Origin of the sequence: Thiomicrospira sp. S5 (assembly GCF_003991075.1) — a bacterium.
In the GTDB taxonomy this organism is placed as follows: Bacteria; Pseudomonadota; Gammaproteobacteria; order Thiomicrospirales; family Thiomicrospiraceae; genus Hydrogenovibrio; species Hydrogenovibrio thermophilus.
This window is the reverse complement of the sequence record NZ_CP014470.1, coordinates 1,437,153-1,460,121: the sequence shown is the minus strand read 5'-3', so window position 1 is coordinate 1,460,121 and position 22,969 is coordinate 1,437,153. Positions and strand designations below refer to the sequence as shown.

The window sequence follows — 22,969 nt, the reverse complement described above, 5'->3', positions numbered from 1 at the left end:
CTCTGACTAAACCGATAATTTTTCTACCGGCTTATTGCCGTATAGCGCGTTCACCAACGCTCTTGTACCCAAGATGGCGGTAAACATGGAGGTAATGATCCCGATGGACAGTGTAATCGCAAAGCCTTTAATCGGCCCGGTACCGAAACTGAATAGGACAACCGCCGCCAACAAGGTGGTGATATTGGCATCGGCAATGGTCACGAAGGCTTTTTCATAACCGGCGTGAATGGCCGACTGCACCGACGAATTACGCAACTCTTCGCGAATCCGCTCGAAAATCAATACATTGGCATCCACCGCCATCCCGACGGTCAAGACGATGCCCGCAATCCCCGGCAACGTCAAAGTCGCCTGCAACAACGATAGCACCGCGACAATCAGAACCAAATTCAAGGTCAGAGCCACATTAGCGATCATGCCGAACACTTTATAACGCCAGACCATCACCACCAATACCAGCAAGAAGCCAACAACCACGGACATCATGCCCTGATCGATATTGTCTTGCCCCAAGCTCGGTCCGACAGTACGTTCTTCAACGATTTCCATCGGTGCCGCTAAAGCCCCGGCACGCAACAGCAACGCCAAATCCTGCGCTTCTTGCGGACTGTCCAAACCGGTGATTTGGAAACGGTTGGCGAACTGACCGCGAATCACTGCGGCGTTAATGACATCTTTAGTCGTCACACGTTTTTTAATGGTTTCATCGCCTTTTTCGATGGTGTCGATACGGTTTTCAATGAACACCACCGCCATGCGGTTACCGATATTCTCTTTGGTGGTCGCCAGCATCTTACGTCCGCCGACGCCATCCAAGGTCACCGTCACTTCCGGCGAACCGGATTCCGGATCGATACCGGACTGCGCATTGATAACATTGTCACCGGTCACAATCACACTGCGTTTCAGCAAAATCGGGCGACCGTTTCGGAAATGGTACAAACGCGAACCGTTCGGCGCATAACCGGTTTTTTCAGCACGTGCCGCATCGCCTTTTTCTTCCACTAGACGGAATTCCAACGTCGCTGTCGCGCCTAGGATTTCCTTTGCTTTAGCCGTGTCTTGAACGCCCGGCAACTGCACCACAATACGGCGATCACCTTGCTGCTGAATCACCGGCTCAGCGACCCCCAGTTCGTTGATACGGTTACGCAAAGTGGTGATGTTTTGCTTCAGCGCATAGGTACGCGCCTCTTCCAATGTTTTTGGAAGCAAGCGGATTTCCAATGCATGCTCGTCCGGTTTTTGAATCAGATTGAACTGAGCCGGATAGGCCTCCTGAAGCGCTTTGTCAGCGGCTTCCACGCTGGCCGCATCGCGGAACTTAGCCATCAAGTGATCTTGCTGGTATTCCACGCCTAGGTAACGAATGCGCTCTTTTCGGAAAGTGGCTTTGATTTCATCCACATAACGGTTGTAGTTTTTCTCGATGGCCGCTTCCATGTCGACGTCCATCAAAAAATGCACCCCGCCACGCAAATCCAAACCGAGGTACATAGGTTGTGCGCCCATCGCTCTCAAAAACTCCGGCGTAGCCGGTGCCAAGTTCAAGGCCACAACAGCTTGACGGCCCAAAACGTCTTTCAGCACACTTTTGGCTTTCAGCTGGTCGTCCGCATTATGAAAACGAATCAGGAACTGACCGTTTTGATATTTTAAGGATTTCGGTTCCAGGTCGGCTTTTGCCAAAGTGGACTCAATGGTTTTTTCAGTGCTGGCATCAAACTGCACCGACTTGGCCGGCGATACCTGTACCGCCGGATCGTCGCCAAACAGGTTCGGAGCTGCATAAATCAGCCCGAGCACAATGACAACGAGTAATAACAGATATTTCCAGGCAGGATACTGGTTACTGATGACTTTTTGTCTTGATTCAAACATGGTCGTATTTTTCCAAAAAACGGCTAAGGTGCTAGCCTAGAGAACACGCACCGTGGATTTCGATACGTGCAAGTGCTTCCCTTAAAACAACAAAAGGGGCCAATCAGCCCCTTGTCGTTTTGGTGCCTGCTTATTCAGCAGTCCCTTTCAATGTTCCTTTCGGCAACTCACGTGCAACGTTTTGACGCTCAACTTTCACAGTCACGTTGTCGGCGATTTCCAAATCGACGAAGTTTTCATCCAATTCACGGATTTTACCGGCCAAACCACCGTAAGTGACGACTTCCGCGCCTTTCCCCAGAGCTTGAACCAACTTCTTATGCTCTTTGACTTTCTTTTGCTGTGGACGAATCAACAAGAAGTAAAACACCACAAACAATAGAACCAACGGAAGCAACGCTTCAAAACCACTTCCTTGTGCGGCCGCGCCGCCTTCTGCCATGGCATCCGAAATCAAAATCATATTTTTCTCCTTAAAATTAACTGCGTTATTGTTGCATAAAAAATTTGAAAATTCTATTAACAAAATCTGACATCATCGGATTGTCACAACGGCGGTACCGCCTCGTCTCGTTCAGCATAAAAATCCGCTACAAAAGCGTCCAATGAATTCGATGCGATGGCGTCCCGCAACCCTTTCATCAATAACTGGTAATAATGCAGATTATGAATGGTGTTCAGGCGTGCCCCCTGGATTTCACCACACTTGTCTAAATGATGCAGATAAGCCCGAGTATAATTGCGGCAGGTATAGCAATCACACTTGGCATCCAACGGTTCCAAACTGGTCTTGTGCACCGCGTTCCGAATTTTGACGACACCGGTGTGCGTAAACAGGAAGCCATTTCGAGCATTGCGAGTCGGAATCACACAGTCGAACATATCAATGCCGCGACGGACCGCTTCGACAATGTCCTCCGGCTTACCGACGCCCATCATATAACGCGGCTTGTCGGTCGGCATATGCGGTTCGGTGAAATCCAATGTCGCCATCATTTCTTCTTTCGGCTCGCCCACCGACAAGCCGCCGATGGCGTAGCCGTCGAAACCGATTTCCATCAACGCCTGAATGGACTCTTCACGCAAATCTTCATACATACCGCCCTGCACAATACCGAACAAGGCCGAAGGGTTGCCTTCATGCGCGTTTTTGGAACGCTCCGCCCAACGCAGCGACAAACGCATCGACTCGGCCGCCACCTCGTGCGACGCCGGATACGGCGTGCATTCGTCGAAAATCATCACGATGTCGGAACCCAATTTGCGCTGGATTTCCATCGATTCTTCCGGCCCCATGAACAAACGCGATCCATTGACCGGGTTACGGAAATGCACCCCTTCTTCGACAATCTTGCGCATTTTGCCGAGACTGAACACCTGAAACCCGCCGGAATCGGTCAGAATCGGGCCCGGCCAGTTAATGAAATCATGCAAATCGCCGTGCTGTTCGATAATATCGGTCCCCGGACGAATCGCCAAATGGAAAGTATTGCCCAAAATAATCTGGGCGCCGGTGTCGGCCACTTCTTCTGGCATCATCCCTTTGACCGAACCGTAGGTGCCGACCGGCATAAAGGCTGGCGTTTCCACCACGCCGCGGTCAAAAATCAATCGGCCGCGACGCGCGCGCCCATCTTGTTTATCCAATTCAAATTTCATTCAATTGTATCCATTCGTTATGTGTTTGGCGTCATCCAGCCTTCGCAGCCGTTTTCTGAGCAGGATGCACCAGCATGGCATCGCCGTAACTGAAAAAGCGGTAACCTTGCGCCACGGCGTGGGCATAGGCTTGCATGGTGCGCTCATACCCCGCCAGCGCCGACACCAACATAATCAAGGTGGATTCCGGCAGGTGAAAATTGGTCAAAAGCACATCCACCACTTGGAATTCGTACCCCGGGGTGATGAAAATATCGGTTTCACCTTGATAAGGTTGCAATGGCCCGTCACCGGAAAAGTGCGCGGCGCTTTCCAAACAGCGAACCGATGTGGTGCCCACGGCAATCACCCGCCCGCCTTTACGTTTGGTTTCTTCAATCAACGCCACGGTTTCCGGCAAGACTTCAATGACTTCGGAATGCATAACGTGCTCGGCAATGTCATCCACCTGCACCGGCTTAAAGGTGCCGGCGCCAACGTGCAGCGTTACAAACCCGGTCGATACGCCTTTGGCACGAATGCGTTCCAACAGGGCCTCATCAAAATGCAGCCCCGCCGTCGGTGCAGCAACCGCCCCCGGTTTGGCGGAGTACACCGTTTGATAGCGTTCTTTATCTTCCAGTTCGTCTTCGCGCTCGATATACGGCGGCAACGGCATATGACCATGCGCTTCAATCAATTCCAACGCCGACAAATCCGACTCTTTTTGTGAAAGCTTCAATTCGAACAACGCGCCTTCACGCCCCAATACTTCGGCCTCGAACGCATCGGCGATGTGCAGAACGGCACCGGCCTTCGGGGCCCGACTGGAACGCACATGCGATAAGACCCGTTCATTATCCAGCACCCGTTCAATCAACAGTTCCACCTGACCGCCGGTTGATTTTTGCCCGAACAGTCTGGCCGGAATCACTTTGGTGTCGTTGAAAATCAAACAATCGTTTTCATTCAGATACGACAGTAAGTCCCGGAAATGTTGATCGGATACGCCACCGTCCGCTTCCATCACCAGCAGTCGGCTTTGGGTACGCTCTTCCGTCGGTTGCTGCGCAATCAGTTCTTCGGGCAGGTCAAAGTAAAAATCTTGTCGTCGCATAGTTTTGCTTACCGGGCGCTGAGCGCCGGTTCGGTTTTGGACTCTGTTTTCGAGTAATGTTTTTCGGTAACGGCTTAAAAACGCAAGATTATACCGTGATTTCATTCCCCCGTCAGATGGAAAATCAAAATTCGCCAGGCCTGGTCGTTTCCGAAAAATCGATGGGTTTAACTCGCAACCCTGTAACGGTCATGCTAAGATTTTGCCATTACCAGAATCGCGCCCGACTTAGTCGGGAATCTCACTGAGGAATTGGTTATGTTCGAAATCAAAGACATTGACCCGGCGTTTTACCGCAAACAAACCCGTAATGCGACCTTGAAAATCATGGCGATTTTCATTGTCATCGGAATGATTACCGCCACCAGTTTCGTGGAATACCTCGGACCCTACAGCTCGAACCACATCGTCTTGAATTTATTGGGCGCATTTGTCGGCCTGGTGATTACCGGCTTAATTGTGCGCTTCTTCTTTAAGGACAGCGCCTGGATGAACGAAGCCATGTACGGCTGGCGCCTGAAACGCAACCTCATGCACATCACCAATGTCATCGACAAGGTCAAGGCCAAAGCCAACCATGACGACGAAAAAGCGCTGAAAATCTTACGTTTTTATCACCTGGGGCTCACCCAAATGTATCAATTGGAAGAAAACAGCCACGAACTGATTGAGATTAAATCCGAAAAAGAACAACTGGTACAACGTCTGGTCAATCTTGGCATCGACATCAACCAAACCCGGTTCGATCCCAGTATGGTCGAAGAATACAAGGACCATGAGGCGTCCCAAGCCTAAAACAAAAAACCACCAGGCCTGGTGGTTTTTGATATTAGAGATAACGTTAACGATTACGGCTCTTGTAACCAATCCAACGCCGCTTGCTCGTCTTCAAAGTATTGAATATCACCGGATACAAACCATTTACCCACTTTCGCCGAATACTCCTGCCACTTTTTATTGCCTAAAATGGCGATTTTTTCAAACTGATTGCGGTGCTTCATGCCCAGCCGAAAATCATCCCAAGCGGCTCGCATTTCCCAGCCTTCCATTTCGGTTAAATCGGCTAAGGCATGAATCTTCGCTTCCTTAACCCCTTCCAGAGCCGAATCAATCATAGGGGTCATCATTTCATAATCTTCGTGCGTCAGTTTTCCTACTGCGGTCAACGCCAGAAAAAACTGCGCGCCGACCCGTTGGATGCCCAACGAAATACCGTGTTTTTGAACTGCCATCTTTGCCTCCTAAACACTGCTTTGAAATGCCTCCGAAGAGACGTCTGAACAACCCTTCAAATCATACGCTTAATCACGCAAAATGAAAATCCCGTTTCACACCAAATTTGCCATCCCGGAAACGGTTTGTTAGGATGAATGCCAATTTAAACACCCTAAAAAAAGGCCTTATTATCGACAGCTTAATAGCTTCGCACGATCGGACGACGACTCTCGCACAGTCCTATTCGTTCCGCTCAACTCTCTTCACCGGTCCCCTGGTCGATCAGCCTTTTTCCAACAACACTCCTTTTTACTTTTGCCACCCCTTCGGATGTCTATGATTTTATATACCTTTCTGTTTTTTCTGTCCCTATTCTTTTTCATCGGTGTCGCCAGTTACTTCTTCTCGCGAAAAACCACCGAAGACTACCTTGTAGCCGGCAAGAGCGTCCACCCGGCTTTAGTGGGGCTGTCCGCGGTGGCCACCAATAACAGCGGTTTCATGTTCATCGGTATGATCGGCGCCACCTACTTTATGGGATTATCATCCATCTGGCTGATGGTCGGCTGGATTTTCGGTGACTGGCTGGTGCAGCGCCAAGCCGTCAAAGCCATTCAAACCCAGGCGCAAAACGATGAAGTCCATTCGTTCGGCGGGCTGATTCTGCATTGGATGAAAGCCCCCAGCGCACACCGGCTTCGTCAATTGATTGGCCTATTGACCATTCTGTTCCTCACCATCTACGCGGCAGCGCAATTAAAAGCCGGCACCAAAGCCACCGAAGCCTTATTGGACTGGCCAAGGGAAACCGGCATCTTGTTGGCGGCGGTCATTATCTTCGTCTACAGTCTGGTTGGCGGCTTGCGCGCCTCAATTTGGACCGACGTGGCGCAATCCATTGTGATGCTAGGCGGGATGTTGCTAATGGTGTATTTCGGCGTGGCATCACTGGGCAGTTTTGGCGACATCAATCATTTATTGCATGAGGTATCCAGCGACTATATGTTCTGGTTCCCATCCGACTTAAACCCATTTTCCGCCCTCTTGTTCATTATCGGCTGGGTATTCGGCGGCATGGGCGTTATCGGTCAACCGCATGTGGTGATTCGCTTTATGACGCTTCACCCGGATCGCACGCCCAGAGAAATGCAATTTTATTACTACGGCTGGTTTACGGTATTTTATAGCCTGACCATCATTGTCGGCTTGCTGAGCCGACTGCTGATTCCCTCCACCGACAACTTCGATGCCGAAATGGCTCTGCCGTTATTGGCGGATCAACTGATGCCGGACATGTTCGCCGGTTTGATGTTGGCGGCGCTGTTTGCCGCCACCATGTCAACGGTGGATTCCCTGATTCTGTCCTGCTCTGCGTCTTTGACACGGGATTTGCGTAACACGCCGACCAATAGTCTGATGTTGACCAAACTCGCCACCTTCACCATTCTGGTCGTCGCCGTTTCCATCGCTTTATCCAACAACCAAACCGTATTCAGCTTGGTCTTGGATGCTTGGGGGCTACTCGGCTCAGCGTTCGGTCCATTGATTATCTGGCTGGCGTTAAAACAACGAATCAACCAGGCCTGGGCGATTTTAACCATTCTGGTCGGTATGCTGAGCTTTACGCTCATCAGTTATTTCGGCTGGTTGTCGTTTGTATACACCATCACCTTCGGCTTCCTGTTCGGGCTTGGAACCGCCTTGTTGGGATCACGTTTTATTTCAGTGGCCGCAAACAAAAATCCCGGCTAAAGCCGGGATTTAATCAGGTCAATAAGAGCGTCACCCTTTAGAAGGTGGACCACTCACCCTCATTTTCCAACGCTTTTTCCGAGTTAGAGGCCGGTTTGGTGAGAGCCGGCTTCTCGGTATTGTTCGCCGGTTTACTTTCCAGAGCGGCCAGGTTAGAAGCTTTGGGTGCATTCAATGCAGCTTCCGCTTCAAGTGCCTTAGTCGTATAGCCCCCAACCACTTTAAAGAAGGCCACCGCTTCACGCATTTCATTCGCCTGCTCGTTCAACTCTTCCGAAGCCGAAGCAGACTCTTCCACCAACGCCGCATTCTGCTGCGTCATCTGGTCGATATCCGTCACCACACGATTCACTTGTTCCACGCCGGTGGTTTGCTCCTGTGACGCTTTGGAGATTTCATTAATCATGCCATTCACTTGGCGAATCACTTCGGTAATCGATTCCAGGGATTGCCCGGAATCTTCCGCCAGACGGCTACCGTTTTCGACACGGCTAACGCTTTCTTCGATCAAATCTTTAATTTCCTTAGCCGCTTCCGCCGACTTTTGCGCCAAGGCACGGACTTCACCGGCGACTACCGCAAAACCACGCCCGTGGTCACCGGCACGCGCCGCTTCCACCGCCGCATTCAAGGCCAGCAAGTTGGTCTGGAAAGCGATACCGTCAATCAAGGTCACGATATCGGCAATACGATGACTGGAATCCTTAATGCCATTCATGGCTTCAATGGTTTGCTTCATCACCGTCATGCCTTGCCCGGCTTCTTCACTGGCTTGCTGCGACATGTCCGCGACCTGAATGGCATTGTCGGTGTTTTGTTTCACGGTCGAAGCCATTTGGTCCATGGTGGCCGAAGTTTCTTCCAACGCGGCTGCTTGCTGCTGAACACGAGACGACAAATCACTCGAGCCTTGTGCCAACTCATTCGCGGCCGACGCCACCACTTCATTACTGTGGCTGATTTGGGCAATGACTTCACTGATTTTGGTTGAGGAGAAATGAATCGCGTCTTTCAACTCTTTCAACTGCCCATGACATTCCGTGGTGATTTCTTTGGTGAAATCGCCCTGCGCCTGCGCTTGCAGTACTTCCCCGATATTGCGCATCACACTTTCCAGGTTATTCAGCGTTTCGTTAATGGACGTTTTCAACTTAGCCAAATCCCCTTCCGCATCGGCCTTAACACGCCCCGAGAACTGTCCATCGACCACTTGCGCCATCACGCCGTTGATTTCGGAAATCACACGATCCAGTCCCTTCACCGTGGCCATTGCACTGCTGGCGATTTCAGCAAATTCGCCTTTTACATCGACATCGAAACTGGCTTTAAAATCACCACCCGCCATGGCTTGCATCAATTGATTCAGTTCCGCCATTGTGCTCGAAACCTGCTCCACCGAAGTATTAACGCCCTGCTTGACGTCATTCAAGCTGCCGACAAATTCGCCGGTAATGCGCTTGGAGAAATCCCCTTGCGACAGCGCCATCACGACCACACCGGTTTGTTCGATGGCTTCATCCAAGTTTTTCAACAACTGGTTAAACGCTACCAACGCCAAGCCGATTTCATCTTCGTTATTGACCGGCACCTGACGTTTGAAATTACCGTCCTGCGCAACGGCTTGCATCACGTTTTGCATTTCCTTAATCGGCTTGACCGCACTTCTTAGAATGTACATCACCATCAAGACACCGAAAATCAACCCGGCGACCAAAATCGCCGTCACTACAATTCGGGTTTCATTGGCAATTCGCATGCCTTCATCACCGCTTTGACGCGCTTGCGCATCCTGATGCTCTGCAATGGCCCGCAACGCCTCTCTCAAAGCAACTCGTTTTTCGCGAGAGGATGAATCCAGCAACGTCTGTTTGGCTTGCTCTTCATAACCATTTTTCACCCATTCGACCACCAGATTATTAACGTCAATCATATCCGTGTTTTTCGCTTCCAAATCCGCCAGCAAACGCTTCCCTTTCTCGGAATGTGTATTTTGTTTCAAATACTCGAACTGCTTAGCAACATCTTGACGGTAATTCGAAATACGCTTCATTAAAACATCACGAGACGCTTCATCCGTAACCAATAAATACTCCCGAAAGTCCCGCTGTATACGAGGGTTAAGTGCTTGAATAGTATTCACCGCAGCCAGTTTCGGCAAGCGGTCACTGACGATTAAGTCTTGAGAAGTGGAAAGCCGCTGCGTTTCCCATAAGGTTGTCAGCCCGAGAATGGCTGTAAGAAGCAACATAGCTGCGAAAGACAAAATTAATTTTGTTCGAATGGTCATAGTATCCTCAGCCTCAAAACGAGGTCAAAACATTGAAAACAAGACATTCAGAGTGACGTTGGCACAGTGTGACACCACTGTTGCATTATGTTTGGCCAAGGATTATATAAGAAATTAATAATAAATTAATGGCGATTCATAAAAAATATAAATAAAAATGCTTAAAAACTTGCTTTGTTCTCAAAGGTCGACAAAGACCGACGCAAAAACCTTTAAAACAGGGGGTTTCAGGTAGATTTCGACCTGAAAAAAATCCATAAAAAAAGCGCCGATAACAACGCTTTTTTAAACGAATTTCGATTAAGTGTTTCAGTAACCGATATTTTTATGATGCGATTGCGGAATCGCTTCGGCACCCGGCAACAAATACCACATGAGATAATCCACCACCATCGGCACAACCACACTGTGCTGGTTGCCGCTATCCACCAACTTCTGACGAATCGCTTGCTTCAGCTCCGGCCGATTCGAGGTATCCATAATAATATCGATTCCCTCACCGAAACGCTCAATGGCTTCTTCAAACTGCGGATAATTCGGAATTCCCTTCTTTTCAGCATCGTCCACCAAAGGGTTTTCAAAATTCGGCTCGCTAATCGCGATGATTTCCACTTGATCCGAGTTCATATCACTAAACTGCTCATAAAACTTGCCGCCAATACGGCCTAGACCGATCATTAATATCGTGATTTTTCTCACTGAATACGCTCCTCCATGCTTTATTAAAACAGGCAACGACACATTCCATTATTCCTTACAAAAAGAAAGGTTAGTTACCATCCATAAAGTATACGACATCCTACTTATCCAATCTATGCCATAACGATGGTTTCTGGATATGGATTTTTTATAACAAAACCTTTAGGGCTTATCAGAAAAGTAAAAACAGAAGCTTAACGAGAATAAATAATTTGATCTGCAGAATTAAAATCAAGAAATTTGGTACGACCGAGTGGATTCGAACCACCGACCCCCACCATGTCAAGGTGGTGCTCTAACCAGCTGAGCTACGGTCGTATATAGAGAATATACGAAAAGTAAATGGTACCAGTGGGCGGACTCGAACCGCCACGGTGTTGCCACCAACGGATTTTGAATCCGTCATGTCTACCAATTTCATCACACTGGCGCTGTGAAAAGATGTGCGAATTATAGAGAGATTCCCTGGGCAAGTCAAACGTTTTTCCACGAAAAATCGCTTAAAAAGCGCCTTTTTTCGCGCATCAATCGAGTTTGTTGCTTAAGTCTTTGATTTTACGTACCCAAGGCGAAATGCCGAAATTTTGCTTGTAACGCTTAGCGGCTTTATCGGCTTCGGTGCGAGAGGCATAACTGCCGGTCAACAAAACGTAATAGGCCTCGCCTTTTCGTTCCAATGGAATGATTTTGGCCCCGTCCAGACCTTTTTCACGAATCATTTTTTCAACCGAGCTGCGCTCTTGCATACTGGCCAACTGCAAGGTGTAATTAAAAGCGGGTTCTTCCAACAACCATTTCACGTCAGCTGTGTAGTTTTTCACAGGAGCTTCAGTGGTCGGTTCGGCCGGTTTTTGAACTTTTTTTACCAAACGCACCACCGGTAGGTCCAACGGTTTCACTTTCGGTTGAGCCGGTTCCGCTACGGACGGTTCGTCAATTGTCTCTTCCTTAATAGACACATTCGCGGCTCCCTGCTCCTGAGCCCCCGCTTCCATCTCAGCCGGATTAATATGTAAGTGCTTCAGAATCACTTCAAGCTTTTTATCAATCCCCTGGGTGTACTCTTGAAGCTTCTGTTCCAAAATATCGGTGGTCACCACATTCGGCGCCAAGGTATCAGCAGATTGAACCGTTTCGGTGACGGTTTGGCTTTCTACTGTTTCAGCCGCGGCTACCGGTTGTTTTTTCAAGGCCGCCAACTCGTTTTCCAAGGCAGTGACACGTTTTTGAAGCTGGTCAAACAATTCGCTTTTACCACCGGTTGCCACGGATTTCTGCAACTCCGCCACCGATTCTTTCAACAAAGTGACTTCGCGCATCGAATCCTCTTTGACCGCCAAGACTTTTTGCAGCTCATTATGAATACTGGTGTAAGCGATGTACACCACCCCGAGAATCGTCAACAGCAGTGACAACATAATCACTACGCCGAAAAAAGAGGCTTTGTTTTTGGATTTAGGTGCTTGGGTATTATTGGATGACGTCGGTCTTTTCGGGGTACTGGGCATAACTTCCTCTGCGGCATTGAGCCAATCATTCAAAGTATGTTCGGAGGTGTGGGTATCGCGGCTTTGGCGCGATGAAGACATTTGCTGAGCCTGGCTTTCGATTGCTTTCAGCAACTCGGCTCTTTCTTTTTCCAATTCTGAGATGGTTTGGGCCATTCGACAAACACTTCGTAACGGATTAATGGGAGCGATTTAAATTTCACTATCAATCGCTTCTGTATTGTAGAATGTTACATGACCTTTGCAAAGGGAAATTTTACGGATTCCTGCTGACGCTGGCGGGAACGAACGAGGATAGAAAAAAGTCTATGCACAGTATCGGTTTGGATGATGTCGGTTCCGCTCTTTTGATTACCCTGATAATGCTGATTGTCAGCCTGACCGTGGTCGGTTTGGCCATGTGGTGGCTGTACCGAGTCTTCAAAAACAAGGATGACAAAACCGCTCAGACCGACCAAAATACAGATTCGAAGGGGCAGACCTCCGATCACTGAATAAAAAGCCTTAGGACACCTCGCCACTGACGTACACCCAGTGTCCTTCATCGTCACGCCGGAATTGGCTTTTTTCCGTCATCACGCCTTTTTCAACACCGGATTCGGTATCTAATTCATATTCGGCACGAAACGCAACCATGCCCTTCCCGTCTTGCACACCGCCTTGTTTGGTTTTCACGATTCGCAACTTACGCCATTTAAGGCCGGATTCAAATGAAAAATCACCAGGCCTGGTCGTTTTATCCCAAGTTTGCAATAAATAGTCTTTCAGATGCAATGCATAGGCACTGTAACGCGAGCGCATCAATTGCTCAGCGGAGGCCGGAAACGCTTCGCCTTGGTGAAACGGTTGGCAGCACTCGGCATAAGGTTTTTTCGAACCACATGGACAAAGCGACTCACTCATTGCAACTCCCCGGTTGTCACCAAATAACGAACCCGCTGACGCAGATTAAGCGATAACAGCACTGCGGCCAACATCAAGCCCAGCAAAATACCAATCCAGAACCCCATTACCCCTTGCGGCGCCCAAAACCAATCGCCGAATGCCAGCGCATAGCCTAACCCGAGGCCGATAACCCAATAACTGATGAAAGTAACCACCATGATGATTCGGGTACTGTGTAACCCGCGTAAGGCACCGGCGCACCCGACCTGAATCGCATCAAAAAGCTGATACATCGCCGCCAGCCATAATAAACTGCCGGCCAGTGCAATCACGTCCGCATCCGGCGAATAAAGCGCGGCAATCGGATAAGCCAACCAATACGTCAGCCCGGCCGTCACCAAACTGACCAGGCCTGAAAAACCGATTCCCGTTGCCAACGACTGTTTCACAGCCTGTAAACGCCCTTGCCCGTAGGCCAACCCCGTGCGGACGGTAATCGCCATCGCCATGCTCAACGGAATCATAAAGACCATGGAGGTATAACTGATGGCAACCTGGTGCGCGGCAATCACCACCGCTCCGAGCTGGGCGATGAACAGCGCGATAAAGCTGAACAGACTGACCTCAAACAGCAACGCCAGCGTATTGGGTACTCCCAGCGCCAACAGGTCACGAATGCCGTTTCGCCAACTGGGCAAGCCGAACCGGCTCCAATGTAAGGAGACCAAATGCGAGGTATGGCGCGATGCCAGTACATACAGCACCGCCATCAATAACATCGACCACATCACAATGGCGGAGGCGATGCCACACCCCGCAGCGCCATAAGCTTCGATTGGCCCCCAGCCATAAATAAACACCGCATTCAACGGAATATTCATCACCAACGCCAATCCGCTGATAATCATGGTTGGAACGGTCAGCCCCAGCCCTTCCCAGAAAAAACGGAACGCCTGATAGAGCGCAATGCCAGGCAAACCGAAAGCAATGTAAAACAGATAATCGTCGGTCAGACGGTACACCGCTTGCGGTAAAGCGAGCCAGTCCAAGACCCATTGCAGATGCATTAGAACGAATAAAGACACCAGCCCCAGCGGTAGAGCCAACCAAATCGCCTGATGAAGGAATTGCGTGACATCGCCCCAGGCTTCACGCCCTTTTTGGCGAGCCACAATCGGCGTCAACGCCAAGAGAACACCGGTGGAAATCATGAACACCGGCAATAACAAACTTGAACCCAAACCGATGGCCGCCAGATCATCGGTGCCGACTTGGCCGGACATCACCGTGTCCACCACACCCAGCCCAGTCAACGCCAACTGTGCCAGCAAAATCGGAATCGCCAATCGAACCAGCTGCTTCAGTTCCAACCAATAAGCGGCTCCGGCCGGAGCGTTGGCGTTACTTGTCATGCGACGTCGGTTTGTCGGAATCGGATGCCGATTTTAACTCCTCGGAATCCACATCGGCAGGAGCATTTTTTTGAGAACCATTCGATTCGGACGCTTCCTGTTCCCAATAACCGTCTTCCAAAGCTGGATCCAACTCATCACTCAATTCGGAGGCATCACTTGGCAACTGAATGATTTTATCCGACCAGAACAAAATGATTAAAACCTTCAGCCCCCAGAAAATCATGGCATACACCACCAGTGCAAACACCAGCACAACCGGCAGCCCCAGCAACAAATCGACAAACAAAGCCTGCCCGGCAAAGACTTTCTGCAAAAAGGCTTTTTCAATGAAGGCGAAGTACAGCCAATAAAGAGTTCCGCCCAAACTGGCCAACCACACCAGCCAGTTCAGCGGATAAGCGATAAGGGAATTTTTAAATAAACAAAACATCAGACAACGTTATCCTCAAGGCATTTGGAGCGTTTAGAGCTTTTGAAAAAACAGCCATTGTAAGGCAATAATGGTGCTGGCAACATTGAATTCAGCGTGCATCAATTTGCCTTTTGCGGTTTCGAAATCCATTTTCACCAAACGGATATCCTCCACCTCATGAGCTTGCCCGGCATGATCGGGCAAGGCCACGGAATCAACTTCTGCGGCATACAAATGCAAAATCTCATCACTGCCGCCGGGACTGGGGTAAAACTCGCAGATAAACTCAAATTCGGCGTCGGCAACACCGGCTTCTTCATAGGCTTCCCGCGCACAAGCTTCAAGTTTGGTTTCGCCTTCATCGATCATACCCGCGACCGGCTCAATCAGCCAGGCCTGGTCGTTTTGTACCATCGCATGCGTCAAAGCGCCCGCCCGACATTGTTCGACCAGCACCACTTTTCCCGCCGCCAAATCGTACAACAGCACCACCACCGCTTGGCCACGGCCAAACAATTCCCGATCAATCCAAGGTGTCCAGCCACCTCGAAACAGGGTATGGCGAAAAGTCAGACGGTCGATTTTGAAAAAGCCATCGTACCCTCGCTGTTTCTGCTTAAGCTCAATGCGCTTATCGTCGGCCATCAGTCCTTCACCTCAACTCTCGGTACGCGTTGAGTCACATCACACAACAATTCATAACCAATGGTGCCGCACGCCTGAGCAATCACGTCCACCGGTAAACCTTGCCCCCAGAGGATCACTTCATCGCCCAGCGCGACATGGTCGGCCATATCGGTCACATCCACCGTCAGCATATCCATCGACACCCGCCCCGCCATCGGTAAACGCTGCCCATGAATCAGCACAGGGGTGCCGGCCGGGGCACATCGCGGATAACCATCGCCATAACCGGCCGCCACCACCGCAATCAGACTGCGACGTTCCGCCCGCCAGGTTTGGCCGTATCCGACGGTTTCACCCGCTTCAATCCATTTTAAACTGGTGATTTCCGATGCCAACGTCATGGCCGGTTGTAAGCCCGGCACCATTTCGTCGGTTGCGCAAGCGCCATACAGCATAATGCCGGGACGCACCCAGTCGAAATGGCTTTGTGGGTAACGCTGAACACCAGCCGAATTGGCCAGGCTTTTCGGACAGTTCAGTGTCTGTGCAACACGATTGAACGTGGTCAGCTGCTGCTGAGTGAAATCGTCGGACGTATCCGCGGAGGCGAAATGCGACATCAGGTTCAAATGGATCGACATCGGCAAACGATCGATGGCAGTCAACACCCGTTCCATATCTCGTTCGTCAAAGCCCAAGCGATGCATGCCGGTATCCAGCTTCAGCCAGATCGTTAACGGAGTGGTTACATGGCTGGTTTTCAGCCAATTCAATTGTTCCCAGTTGTGCACGGCGAATTCCAGCCGATGCTGAATCGCCAAGTCCAGTTCCACTTCGGAAAACAGTCCTTCCAAAATCACAATCGGGTGTAAAAAACCTTTTTGGCGCAAAAAAATCGCTTCATCAATCGAGGCCACGCCATAACCATCGGCCTCGGCCAACTCGCGTGCTACACGTTCGGCGCCATGTCCATAACCGTTGGATTTGATAATGGCCAGCACCTTAGATTTCGGCGCAAAGGTTTTTACCACCTTCAGATTATTGCGAAGCGCATTTAAGTGAATTCGGGCTTGAATCGGACGGTACGCGGTCATGGCATCGTCACCCGGCGTATCGAGAAAGGTTGTTGAGACATCCTGTGATTACCTTTTTGCAGGCGATTTACGGTTACGTTAATAAGGGTCGTCGGGCACATCGAAGCCGGCATGATTTTCGAATTTGGTGTATTGCCCCATAAAGGTCAGGCGAATATTGGCCAAGGCACCGTTACGGTGTTTGCCGAGAATGATTTCCGCCGTACCTTTGTCATCGGTATCCGGATTATACACTTCGTCACGATAGATGAAGATAATCAAATCGGCATCCTGCTCAATCGCCCCGGATTCACGCAAATCCGCCATTTTCGGACGCTTATCCGGACGTTGTTCCAGGTTACGACTCAACTGAGACAGCGCAATGACCGGCACATTCAATTCCTTGGCAATCGCTTTCAAGCCACGGGAAATTTCCGAGATTTCATTGACCCGGTTATCGGTATTGGTGGAACCCCGCATCAACTGCAGATAATCGATCACAATCAACCCAAGCCCCGTGACCTTTTCTTCGGGATTTTCTTCTCCGGCTTCCACTGCTTTTTTGTATTGGGCGTCACGAATGTCTTTGTCGATACGGCGTGCCCTGGCACGCAGATCCGTAATCATCAATGCCGGTGTATCATCAATGAAAAACTGGGTTTGCGACAGCATACTGACGGCCTTGTTCAGACTTGGCCAGTCTTCTTGTTGCAGTTTACCGGTTCGAATGCGCTCGGCATCGATTTTGCCGATGGAACTGATCATTCTCAAGACCAGCTGCTCACCTGGCATTTCCATACTGAAAACCGCCACCGGACTGCCTTGCATGGCGACATTCTCCGCCAGGTTCATCGAAAAGGTAGTTTTCCCCATCGACGGTCGCCCGGCCACGATAATCAGGTCGCCGTTCTGCAACCCGGATGTCACCTCATCGAATTCCGTCAGCTTGGTCGCCAAACCGGTAATGGAACCATCGGAATTAAAACGCTCGTCGATGGTGCTGACCGCACGGTTCAACAAGGTTTCCATGGTTTCGTATTCGCGTTGTTTACCGGAGCCGTGTTCGGCAATGCCCATGACACGCGATTCCGCCAAATCCAATACTTCGCGAATGTCTTTTCCCTGCGGGAAATAACTTGTTTCGGAAATTTCATTGGACACCGCTATCAGCGATCGTAAAATCGACTTTTCACGAACGGTTTCGGCGTAGAACTCGATATTCACCGAACCCGGTGTATTGGAGACCAGGTCAATCAAATACTGTTTGTCACCGACATCTTCCAACTTTCCGGTGGATTCCAACATTTCAATGACTGTGACCAGATCGAACGGCTTATTGCGTTCACTGAGCTGGCTGATCGCCCCGTAAATCAATTGATGTTGATGGGTATAGAAATCCTCTACTTTCAGCACCACGGAAATGTCGGAAAATTTTTCATTGTCCAACAGCAAGCCACCGATAACGGACTGTTCGGATTCGATCGAGTGCGGCGGAGTTTTGAATAAGGCTTCTTGAGTCATTCGGCGGTCAAACCATTCCATCATTATCGTGTCGGAAGAAGGTTACTATTATACGGGGAATTACCCGATTTTGGACTCAATTTCATATTGGATTCGAAGCCGGACAAACAGTGCGGCTTGCAGCGTGTTTTCATGAAAAAAACACAAAAAAAAGCGAGGATAAACCTCGCTTTCAAGCTGACAAAACGTCAGAAATTTCAGGACAATTTATTATTGCTCTGTTGGTTTCACATCCACCGTGATGGATGCAACGACATCAGAGTGCAACTCAACGTCGAATTCAAATGTACCAACGAAACGGATTGCCCCTTCTGGCATGCGAACGTTTTTACGCTCGACTTCAAAACCGGCATTTGACAAAGCGTCTGCAATGTCCGCCGTACCGATGGAACCGAACAGTTTCCCTTCGTCACCGGCAACGGATTCGATCGTGACAACCACGCCGTTCATTTGTTCATAAACCGCTTGAGCCGCTGCCAATGCTTCGGCCGCTTGTTTTTCCAACTCAGCACGACGCGCTTCAAACTCAGCGATGTTTTCTTTGGTCGCTGGCTTGGCTTTTCCTTGCGGAATCAAGAAATTACGTGCAAAACCTGATTTAACAGTAACCTGATCACCCAAGGATCCTAGGTTCTGTACTTTTTCAAGTAAAATAACATTCATGGCTAAAACCTCTAAAGTTAAATTCTTTAAGACCTTACTCGGTCTCTGTCCATCGGTTTCGGATATCCACCCAAATGTCTATCAAACCGATGGTTGCTAAAATTAAAACTGCCTGCGGAAACAGAAACAAAAGCACATACAAGCCACCCAACCACATTGAGCTCATCTGCCGCTTGTTGACAGTGTGATGCGCCACGGCCAAGCCTTGGAACATCAACCCCGCCATCAATACGCCGGACAAATCCTGAATCAAACCGTTTTGGGTAAACAACCCGACCAGCGCCACAAAGACGGCCAGCGCGGCGATTCCTTTCGGCAACCGAATTTCATAAAAATCGGTGCGGAATTGTCCCGGCACATACAAGGCACTTTGCCACCAACGCCCCAACAACACGATTGAGAACCACAGTACCACCACAAACATGGCGAGCAACATGGTTGCGACCTGAGTCAGGTCTTCAAACATTGCTTGTGGGAACGGTGTTCCGGTTTGCTCGAAAACCGGTTGCACAAATTCCTTGAACACTTGCTGCCACCAAGCCGCGGTATCCCCGACGGCCAGGTGGAAGGCGATAACACCCGCTCCGACAATCAACATGTTCAGGCTCAAACTCAACGCCATGGAACTGGTGTTGCGTAAGACCCAGCTTAACAGCCAAATCGGGAGCATATACTCGATGACACCGACCACGCCCGGCCAAATCGAACCGGACATAAACAGCGTCAGCCCCAGTGTCGTCGCCACCGCAGCGGCTAAAACTTTCAATCCTTCAATTTCACCGATTCTGAGCGTCACCAGTGAAATAATCGCGCCCACCAGAATTCCCAGCGGTGCGATCCAGACAGTCAGTGCGGATAACAACAGTATTGCGATAAAGGCCTGCATCGGTCCTTTCATCACATAGTTGGCAACACCTAGCATTGTCTGTCCTTTGCTTGCTTCCTAATACAAATACGAATTACTTATGCTGATCCGTATAAGGCAATAGCGCCAAGTAACGAGCGCGCTTGATAGCCGTAGCTAGCTGACGCTGGTATTTAGCACTGGTTCCAGTGATACGACTCGGAACGATTTTACCTGTTTCAGTAATGTAGCTTTTCAAGGTATCCAGATCTTTGTAATCGATCTCTTTAACACCCTCTACCGTGAAACGACAGAATTTTTTTCTTCCAAAACCTCTAGCCATGATTACTCTCCTCTACGCTTATCTTCTTTCTGAGAAGCCATAACGGACGGCTCAGTAACAGCTTCTTTACGCTTGATGAACATGTTGCGCAAAACCGCGTCGTTGTAGTAGAACAAATTATCCAACTCGTCCAGTGTTTCCTGGTCGCATTCGATGTTCATCAAAACATAGTGTGCTTTGTGGACTTTGTTGATTAGATAAGCCAGTTGACGACGACCCCAGTCTTCAAGACGGTGAACTGCTCCACCTTTCTCTTCGATCAGACCACGGTAACGTTCAATCATTGCAGGAACCTGTTCGCTTTGATCAGGGTGCACTAAAAATACGACTTCATAATGACGCATTTATTGATCTCCTTATGGATTAAAACTAAGCTTCCCAAGCCCGATTTGGACCGGTGAAGCAAGGAAATTCAGAATTTAAACAAACTGAAAGCGCAGTATTATAAACACTTTCCTGCCGTTTTCAAACAGAAAATCATTCACTTATGTGAAAAAACAACGGCTTTTTGAAAGTTTGATGGCAGGCTAAATGCAAAAAACCACCAGGCCTGGTGGTTTTGATGGAAAACTCGAATTCGGAAACCCCGTTCAAACCGGGGTTTCCTCTCAAAAAAAATGGCTTACAGCCCCATTTCTTCTTTGACTTGATCAACCCACTGGTCAACGCGTTCGGCCGTCATTTCCGGTTGTTGATCTTCGTCGATAGCCAAACCGACGAAGAAGTCACCGTCTTCGGTCACGGCTTTGGATTCGTCGAATTCATAACCGTCCGTGGACCAATAACCGGCTGGCGTCGCACCGTTTTCCAAGGCGATGTCATGCATCATGCCCATCGCATCCAAAAAATACTCCGCATAATCCGCCTGGTCACCCAAACCAAAACACGCCACGGTTTTGCCGGTGAAATCAATGGCTTTGAAGTCTTCCCAGAAATCATCCCAACTGCTTTGCAGCTCGCCGTAATACCAAGTCGGTTGCCCCAGAATGATCTTATCGTATTTGGCAAAATCTTCCGGACTGGCCGTGGCAACATCATGAACATCCACCAGATCACTTCCGATCTTGTCTTTAATCATATCCGCAACACGCTCGGTGTTTCCTGTATCCGTTCCATAGAATAGGCCGACTTGACTCATGTTTAAACCCTTTTTAAAAGTTATCCATTTCTTGTAAAATGCGTGATTAGGCGTTGAATCCCGCGCCTCACAAGACCGACGATGTGAATTTAAGTATACGAAAAACCATCCGGGGAAACCACCCGTCACGCGAGTTATTTCGTGTCGGGCATCATAGCATAAATTTTAACTATCGCATTTCAAAAAAAACTTATTGCCAACAATGAAGAAAACTAATTCCGACAACCCGCACATCGACTGCTTTCAATGCGAACATTTCTTTGTGACCTGGGATGCCAACCAACCGCGCGGTTGCAAAGCCTTTGGCTTCAAAACCAAACAGTTGCCGAGTGTCGTCGTTTTCGAATCGTCCGGTCAGCCCTGTATGAAATTCAGGCCCAAACGCCGCCCGCCGCCATCCGATTCCGGAGGCAACGGTTGGATTGCATAATCCGGTTCCCTAACCCGATTTCAGCGACTCGATAAATTCCCACATAAAATAAGGTCCCGGATCGGTCTTGCGACCTGGCGCAATATCACTGTGGCCGCGAATGCGATCCAACGAAAGCGACGGATAGGTTTCCGTCATTGCCTGAATTACCTGTTTCAAAGTTTCATATTGCGATGCGGTATAAGGCGTTTCATCCGTGCCTTCCAACTCGATACCGACGGAAAAGTCGTTACACGCCGTGCGACCTTCAAACTGCGACACCCCGGCATGCCACGCCCGCTTGTTGAGCGGCACGAATTGAAACAACTCGCCTGCGCGGTTGATAAACAAATGTGATGACACTTTAAGTGATTGAATTTGTTTATAGTATTCATCTTCGTCAGGATTCAGCGAATTGGTAAATAACTGTTCCACGCCCTTCCCCCCGAAACGGCCGGGCGGCAAACTAATACCGTGAATCACAATCAATTGCAAATCGGACTCTTCCGGACGGTCGTCGGCATTCGGGCTTGGGATGTAGCGTGCGCCTTGAAAAAGATGGCTATTCGGGTCAAGTGTTAATGGGCTTTTCATATGCCAGATAGTATAATCCAAAAGAATCGGCCATGAGAACTCACATGGATAAGAATCGAACCGTTTAGACTAAATACACCGAACATCAGGCCTATGTCAGAAATAAACTATTTTAATGATTTGCACACCAACGTCGAAAACGCGCTGAACGAAGACATCGGCGACGGCGACCTCAGCGCCAGCTTCCTACCCGAACACCAAATGGCGAAAGCCAGCGTCATTGCGAAAGAAGACGCAATCGTCTGCGGACGTCCCTGGTTTGACGAGGTCATGCGACAGGTTGATGAACGCATTAAAATCCACTGGCATTGCAATGAAGGCCAAGCCGCCACCAACGGCACGCTTGTGTGTGAGCTCACAGGTCCGGCCGCGGCTATTTTATCCGGTGAACGCAGTGCTTTGAATTTTCTGCAAACCTTATCGGCCACCGCCACCATCACCCGTCAATACGTCGAACAACTCCAGGGCACTCAAACGCGCTTGCTGGACACCCGTAAAACTCTACCGGGCTTACGCTTAGCGCAAAAATACGCGGTTCACTGCGGCGGTGGCACCAATCATCGCATCGGCCTGTACGACGCTATTTTACTGAAAGAAAACCACATCATGGCCGCAGGCGGCATTGACGCCGCTGTTCAGCAAGCGCGCCAGCATCACCCCGGAAAAACCGTTGAAGTGGAAACCGAAAACCTCAACGAGGTCAAGCAAGCACTCGAAGCCGGCGCGGACATTATTATGCTGGATAATTTTTCGCTGACGGACATGCATGAAGCGGTTAGAATGGTAAATCATCAGGCAAAGCTGGAAGTCTCCGGCAATGTCGAACTGCCCCATTTGGCGGAGTTGGCAACAACGGGCGTTGACTTTATCTCCACAGGCGCGATCACCAAACACATTCGAGCGATTGATTACTCCATGCGCTTTAATTTAGAGACAGGTTAACCC

25 protein-coding genes and 2 tRNA genes are annotated in these 22,969 nt (G+C 49.5%); 5 read left to right on the top strand and 22 right to left on the bottom strand.

From position 1 onward, the window contains the following. Positions 1-6: 6 nt before the first annotated feature. From secD to queA, 4 genes are all read right to left on the bottom strand, one after another. Positions 7-1,884 carry a protein translocase subunit SecD gene (gene secD, locus AYJ59_RS06640; protein WP_127119644.1) on the bottom strand — a complete coding sequence of 626 codons (1,878 nt, stop codon included), beginning with the start codon at positions 1,882-1,884 and terminating at the stop codon, positions 7-9. Between the two features lie 130 nt (positions 1,885-2,014). Beyond that, the gene (yajC, locus tag AYJ59_RS06635) at positions 2,015-2,347 is read right to left on the bottom strand and encodes a preprotein translocase subunit YajC (RefSeq protein ID WP_029938235.1); all 333 of its coding nucleotides are present in this window, start codon (positions 2,345-2,347) and stop codon (positions 2,015-2,017) included. A gap of 83 nt (positions 2,348-2,430) precedes the next feature. Then, positions 2,431-3,543 carry a tRNA guanosine(34) transglycosylase Tgt gene (tgt, locus tag AYJ59_RS06630; RefSeq protein ID WP_127119643.1) on the bottom strand — a complete coding sequence of 371 codons (1,113 nt, stop codon included), beginning with the start codon at positions 3,541-3,543 and terminating at the stop codon, positions 2,431-2,433. Between the two features lie 31 nt (positions 3,544-3,574). Beyond that, on the bottom strand, positions 3,575-4,639 hold the full coding sequence (gene queA, locus AYJ59_RS06625) for a tRNA preQ1(34) S-adenosylmethionine ribosyltransferase-isomerase QueA (protein ID WP_127119642.1): 1,065 nt from the start codon (positions 4,637-4,639) through the stop codon (positions 3,575-3,577). 258 nt (positions 4,640-4,897) lie between these two features. Between queA and AYJ59_RS06620 the strand changes: the two genes are divergently transcribed. Beyond that, entirely contained in the window at positions 4,898-5,434 is a 537-nt protein-coding gene (locus AYJ59_RS06620) for a DUF3087 domain-containing protein (protein ID WP_127119641.1), read from the top strand. A gap of 53 nt (positions 5,435-5,487) precedes the next feature. Here the strand turns inward: AYJ59_RS06620 and AYJ59_RS06615 are convergent, their stop codons facing one another. Further along, positions 5,488-5,871, bottom strand: a complete 384-nt coding sequence (locus AYJ59_RS06615) for an STAS/SEC14 domain-containing protein (protein WP_029938239.1) — start codon at positions 5,869-5,871, stop codon at positions 5,488-5,490. Between the two features lie 319 nt (positions 5,872-6,190). Here AYJ59_RS06615 and AYJ59_RS06610 point away from each other — a divergent pair, with 319 nt between their 5' ends. Beyond that, positions 6,191-7,606, top strand: a complete 1,416-nt coding sequence (locus tag AYJ59_RS06610) for a sodium/proline symporter (protein WP_164730747.1) — start codon at positions 6,191-6,193, stop codon at positions 7,604-7,606. A 37-nt stretch (positions 7,607-7,643) separates the two neighbouring features. Here AYJ59_RS06610 and AYJ59_RS06605 read toward each other — a convergent pair whose 3' ends face one another. The 5 genes from AYJ59_RS06605 to AYJ59_RS06585 form a co-directional block, all read right to left on the bottom strand. Further along, positions 7,644-9,893, bottom strand: a complete 2,250-nt coding sequence (locus tag AYJ59_RS06605) for a methyl-accepting chemotaxis protein (protein ID WP_127119639.1) — start codon at positions 9,891-9,893, stop codon at positions 7,644-7,646. A 309-nt stretch (positions 9,894-10,202) separates the two neighbouring features. Next, a complete protein-coding gene (locus tag AYJ59_RS06600; protein WP_237260278.1) occupies positions 10,203-10,520 on the bottom strand; it encodes a homoserine dehydrogenase in 318 nt (105 codons plus the stop codon). A gap of 313 nt (positions 10,521-10,833) precedes the next feature. Then, positions 10,834-10,910 (bottom strand) — tRNA-Val (locus AYJ59_RS06595). Between the two features lie 25 nt (positions 10,911-10,935). Next, positions 10,936-11,022, bottom strand: a tRNA-Leu gene (locus AYJ59_RS06590). 94 nt (positions 11,023-11,116) lie between these two features. Further along, positions 11,117-12,256, bottom strand: coding sequence for an SPOR domain-containing protein (locus AYJ59_RS06585; protein WP_127119637.1), 1,140 nt, complete (start codon positions 12,254-12,256; stop codon positions 11,117-11,119). Between the two features lie 152 nt (positions 12,257-12,408). Between AYJ59_RS06585 and AYJ59_RS06580 the strand changes: the two genes are divergently transcribed. After that, the gene (locus tag AYJ59_RS06580; RefSeq protein ID WP_127119636.1) at positions 12,409-12,594 is read left to right on the top strand and encodes a hypothetical protein; all 186 of its coding nucleotides are present in this window, start codon (positions 12,409-12,411) and stop codon (positions 12,592-12,594) included. A gap of 10 nt (positions 12,595-12,604) precedes the next feature. Here the strand turns inward: AYJ59_RS06580 and AYJ59_RS06575 are convergent, their stop codons facing one another. From AYJ59_RS06575 to fldA, 11 genes are all read right to left on the bottom strand, one after another. Further along, positions 12,605-13,003 (bottom strand): YchJ family protein, encoded by a 399-nt coding sequence (locus tag AYJ59_RS06575; RefSeq protein ID WP_127119635.1) that lies wholly within the window; start codon positions 13,001-13,003, stop codon positions 12,605-12,607. Next, entirely contained in the window at positions 13,000-14,397 is a 1,398-nt protein-coding gene (locus AYJ59_RS06570) for an MATE family efflux transporter (protein WP_127119634.1), read from the bottom strand. Before AYJ59_RS06570 ends, AYJ59_RS06575 begins: the two co-directional genes overlap by 4 nt. Then, entirely contained in the window at positions 14,387-14,830 is a 444-nt protein-coding gene (locus AYJ59_RS06565) for a hypothetical protein (RefSeq protein WP_127119633.1), read from the bottom strand. Before AYJ59_RS06565 ends, AYJ59_RS06570 begins: the two co-directional genes overlap by 11 nt. Positions 14,831-14,863: 33 nt before the next feature. Further along, complete coding sequence (locus AYJ59_RS06560; protein WP_127119632.1) at positions 14,864-15,457, bottom strand: NUDIX domain-containing protein; 594 nt, start codon at positions 15,455-15,457, stop codon at positions 14,864-14,866. Next, positions 15,457-16,533 (bottom strand): alanine racemase, encoded by a 1,077-nt coding sequence (alr, locus tag AYJ59_RS06555; RefSeq protein WP_127119631.1) that lies wholly within the window; start codon positions 16,531-16,533, stop codon positions 15,457-15,459. Before alr ends, AYJ59_RS06560 begins: the two co-directional genes overlap by 1 nt. A gap of 78 nt (positions 16,534-16,611) precedes the next feature. Next, positions 16,612-18,033, bottom strand: a complete 1,422-nt coding sequence (gene dnaB, locus AYJ59_RS06550) for a replicative DNA helicase (RefSeq protein WP_029938249.1) — start codon at positions 18,031-18,033, stop codon at positions 16,612-16,614. 210 nt (positions 18,034-18,243) lie between these two features. Next, positions 18,244-18,696, bottom strand: a complete 453-nt coding sequence (rplI, locus tag AYJ59_RS06545; protein ID WP_029938250.1) for a 50S ribosomal protein L9 — start codon at positions 18,694-18,696, stop codon at positions 18,244-18,246. A gap of 34 nt (positions 18,697-18,730) precedes the next feature. Then, positions 18,731-19,618 carry a hypothetical protein gene (locus tag AYJ59_RS06540; protein WP_029938251.1) on the bottom strand — a complete coding sequence of 296 codons (888 nt, stop codon included), beginning with the start codon at positions 19,616-19,618 and terminating at the stop codon, positions 18,731-18,733. Between the two features lie 37 nt (positions 19,619-19,655). Then, the gene (gene rpsR, locus AYJ59_RS06535; RefSeq protein WP_029938252.1) at positions 19,656-19,883 is read right to left on the bottom strand and encodes a 30S ribosomal protein S18; all 228 of its coding nucleotides are present in this window, start codon (positions 19,881-19,883) and stop codon (positions 19,656-19,658) included. Positions 19,884-19,885: 2 nt separating this feature from the next. Next, the gene (rpsF, locus tag AYJ59_RS06530; RefSeq protein WP_029938253.1) at positions 19,886-20,227 is read right to left on the bottom strand and encodes a 30S ribosomal protein S6; all 342 of its coding nucleotides are present in this window, start codon (positions 20,225-20,227) and stop codon (positions 19,886-19,888) included. Between the two features lie 278 nt (positions 20,228-20,505). Beyond that, entirely contained in the window at positions 20,506-21,021 is a 516-nt protein-coding gene (gene fldA, locus AYJ59_RS06525) for a flavodoxin FldA (RefSeq protein WP_029938254.1), read from the bottom strand. 202 nt (positions 21,022-21,223) lie between these two features. On the opposite strand from fldA, the gene AYJ59_RS06520 reads away from it, so the two are divergent. Next, entirely contained in the window at positions 21,224-21,451 is a 228-nt protein-coding gene (locus AYJ59_RS06520; RefSeq protein ID WP_127119630.1) for a uracil-DNA glycosylase, read from the top strand. 9 nt (positions 21,452-21,460) lie between these two features. Here AYJ59_RS06520 and ampD read toward each other — a convergent pair whose 3' ends face one another. Next, complete coding sequence (ampD, locus tag AYJ59_RS06515; protein WP_127119629.1) at positions 21,461-22,024, bottom strand: 1,6-anhydro-N-acetylmuramyl-L-alanine amidase AmpD; 564 nt, start codon at positions 22,022-22,024, stop codon at positions 21,461-21,463. A 93-nt stretch (positions 22,025-22,117) separates the two neighbouring features. Here ampD and nadC point away from each other — a divergent pair, with 93 nt between their 5' ends. After that, positions 22,118-22,966 carry a carboxylating nicotinate-nucleotide diphosphorylase gene (gene nadC / locus AYJ59_RS06510; protein WP_127119628.1) on the top strand — a complete coding sequence of 283 codons (849 nt, stop codon included), beginning with the start codon at positions 22,118-22,120 and terminating at the stop codon, positions 22,964-22,966. Positions 22,967-22,969: the final 3 nt, after the last annotated feature.

Coding starts and splice junctions, on each gene's coding strand:
- secD (WP_127119644.1), bottom strand. CDS start 1,884: ATGTTTGAATCAAGACAAAAAGTCATCAGTAACCAGTATCCTGCCTGG.
- yajC (WP_029938235.1), bottom strand. CDS start 2,347: ATGATTTTGATTTCGGATGCCATGGCAGAAGGCGGCGCGGCCGCACAA.
- tgt (WP_127119643.1), bottom strand. CDS start 3,543: ATGAAATTTGAATTGGATAAACAAGATGGGCGCGCGCGTCGCGGCCGA.
- queA (WP_127119642.1), bottom strand. CDS start 4,639: ATGCGACGACAAGATTTTTACTTTGACCTGCCCGAAGAACTGATTGCG.
- AYJ59_RS06620 (WP_127119641.1), top strand. CDS start 4,898: ATGTTCGAAATCAAAGACATTGACCCGGCGTTTTACCGCAAACAAACC.
- AYJ59_RS06615 (WP_029938239.1), bottom strand. CDS start 5,871: ATGGCAGTTCAAAAACACGGTATTTCGTTGGGCATCCAACGGGTCGGC.
- AYJ59_RS06610 (WP_164730747.1), top strand. CDS start 6,191: ATGATTTTATATACCTTTCTGTTTTTTCTGTCCCTATTCTTTTTCATC.
- AYJ59_RS06605 (WP_127119639.1), bottom strand. CDS start 9,893: ATGACCATTCGAACAAAATTAATTTTGTCTTTCGCAGCTATGTTGCTT.
- AYJ59_RS06600 (WP_237260278.1), bottom strand. CDS start 10,520: ATGAACTCGGATCAAGTGGAAATCATCGCGATTAGCGAGCCGAATTTT.
- AYJ59_RS06585 (WP_127119637.1), bottom strand. CDS start 12,256: ATGGCCCAAACCATCTCAGAATTGGAAAAAGAAAGAGCCGAGTTGCTG.
- AYJ59_RS06580 (WP_127119636.1), top strand. CDS start 12,409: ATGCACAGTATCGGTTTGGATGATGTCGGTTCCGCTCTTTTGATTACC.
- AYJ59_RS06575 (WP_127119635.1), bottom strand. CDS start 13,003: ATGAGTGAGTCGCTTTGTCCATGTGGTTCGAAAAAACCTTATGCCGAG.
- AYJ59_RS06570 (WP_127119634.1), bottom strand. CDS start 14,397: ATGACAAGTAACGCCAACGCTCCGGCCGGAGCCGCTTATTGGTTGGAA.
- AYJ59_RS06565 (WP_127119633.1), bottom strand. CDS start 14,830: ATGTTTTGTTTATTTAAAAATTCCCTTATCGCTTATCCGCTGAACTGG.
- AYJ59_RS06560 (WP_127119632.1), bottom strand. CDS start 15,457: ATGGCCGACGATAAGCGCATTGAGCTTAAGCAGAAACAGCGAGGGTAC.
- alr (WP_127119631.1), bottom strand. CDS start 16,533: ATGACCGCGTACCGTCCGATTCAAGCCCGAATTCACTTAAATGCGCTT.
- dnaB (WP_029938249.1), bottom strand. CDS start 18,033: ATGACTCAAGAAGCCTTATTCAAAACTCCGCCGCACTCGATCGAATCC.
- rplI (WP_029938250.1), bottom strand. CDS start 18,696: ATGAATGTTATTTTACTTGAAAAAGTACAGAACCTAGGATCCTTGGGT.
- AYJ59_RS06540 (WP_029938251.1), bottom strand. CDS start 19,618: ATGCTAGGTGTTGCCAACTATGTGATGAAAGGACCGATGCAGGCCTTT.
- rpsR (WP_029938252.1), bottom strand. CDS start 19,883: ATGGCTAGAGGTTTTGGAAGAAAAAAATTCTGTCGTTTCACGGTAGAG.
- rpsF (WP_029938253.1), bottom strand. CDS start 20,227: ATGCGTCATTATGAAGTCGTATTTTTAGTGCACCCTGATCAAAGCGAA.
- fldA (WP_029938254.1), bottom strand. CDS start 21,021: ATGAGTCAAGTCGGCCTATTCTATGGAACGGATACAGGAAACACCGAG.
- AYJ59_RS06520 (WP_127119630.1), top strand. CDS start 21,224: ATGAAGAAAACTAATTCCGACAACCCGCACATCGACTGCTTTCAATGC.
- ampD (WP_127119629.1), bottom strand. CDS start 22,024: ATGAAAAGCCCATTAACACTTGACCCGAATAGCCATCTTTTTCAAGGC.
- nadC (WP_127119628.1), top strand. CDS start 22,118: ATGTCAGAAATAAACTATTTTAATGATTTGCACACCAACGTCGAAAAC.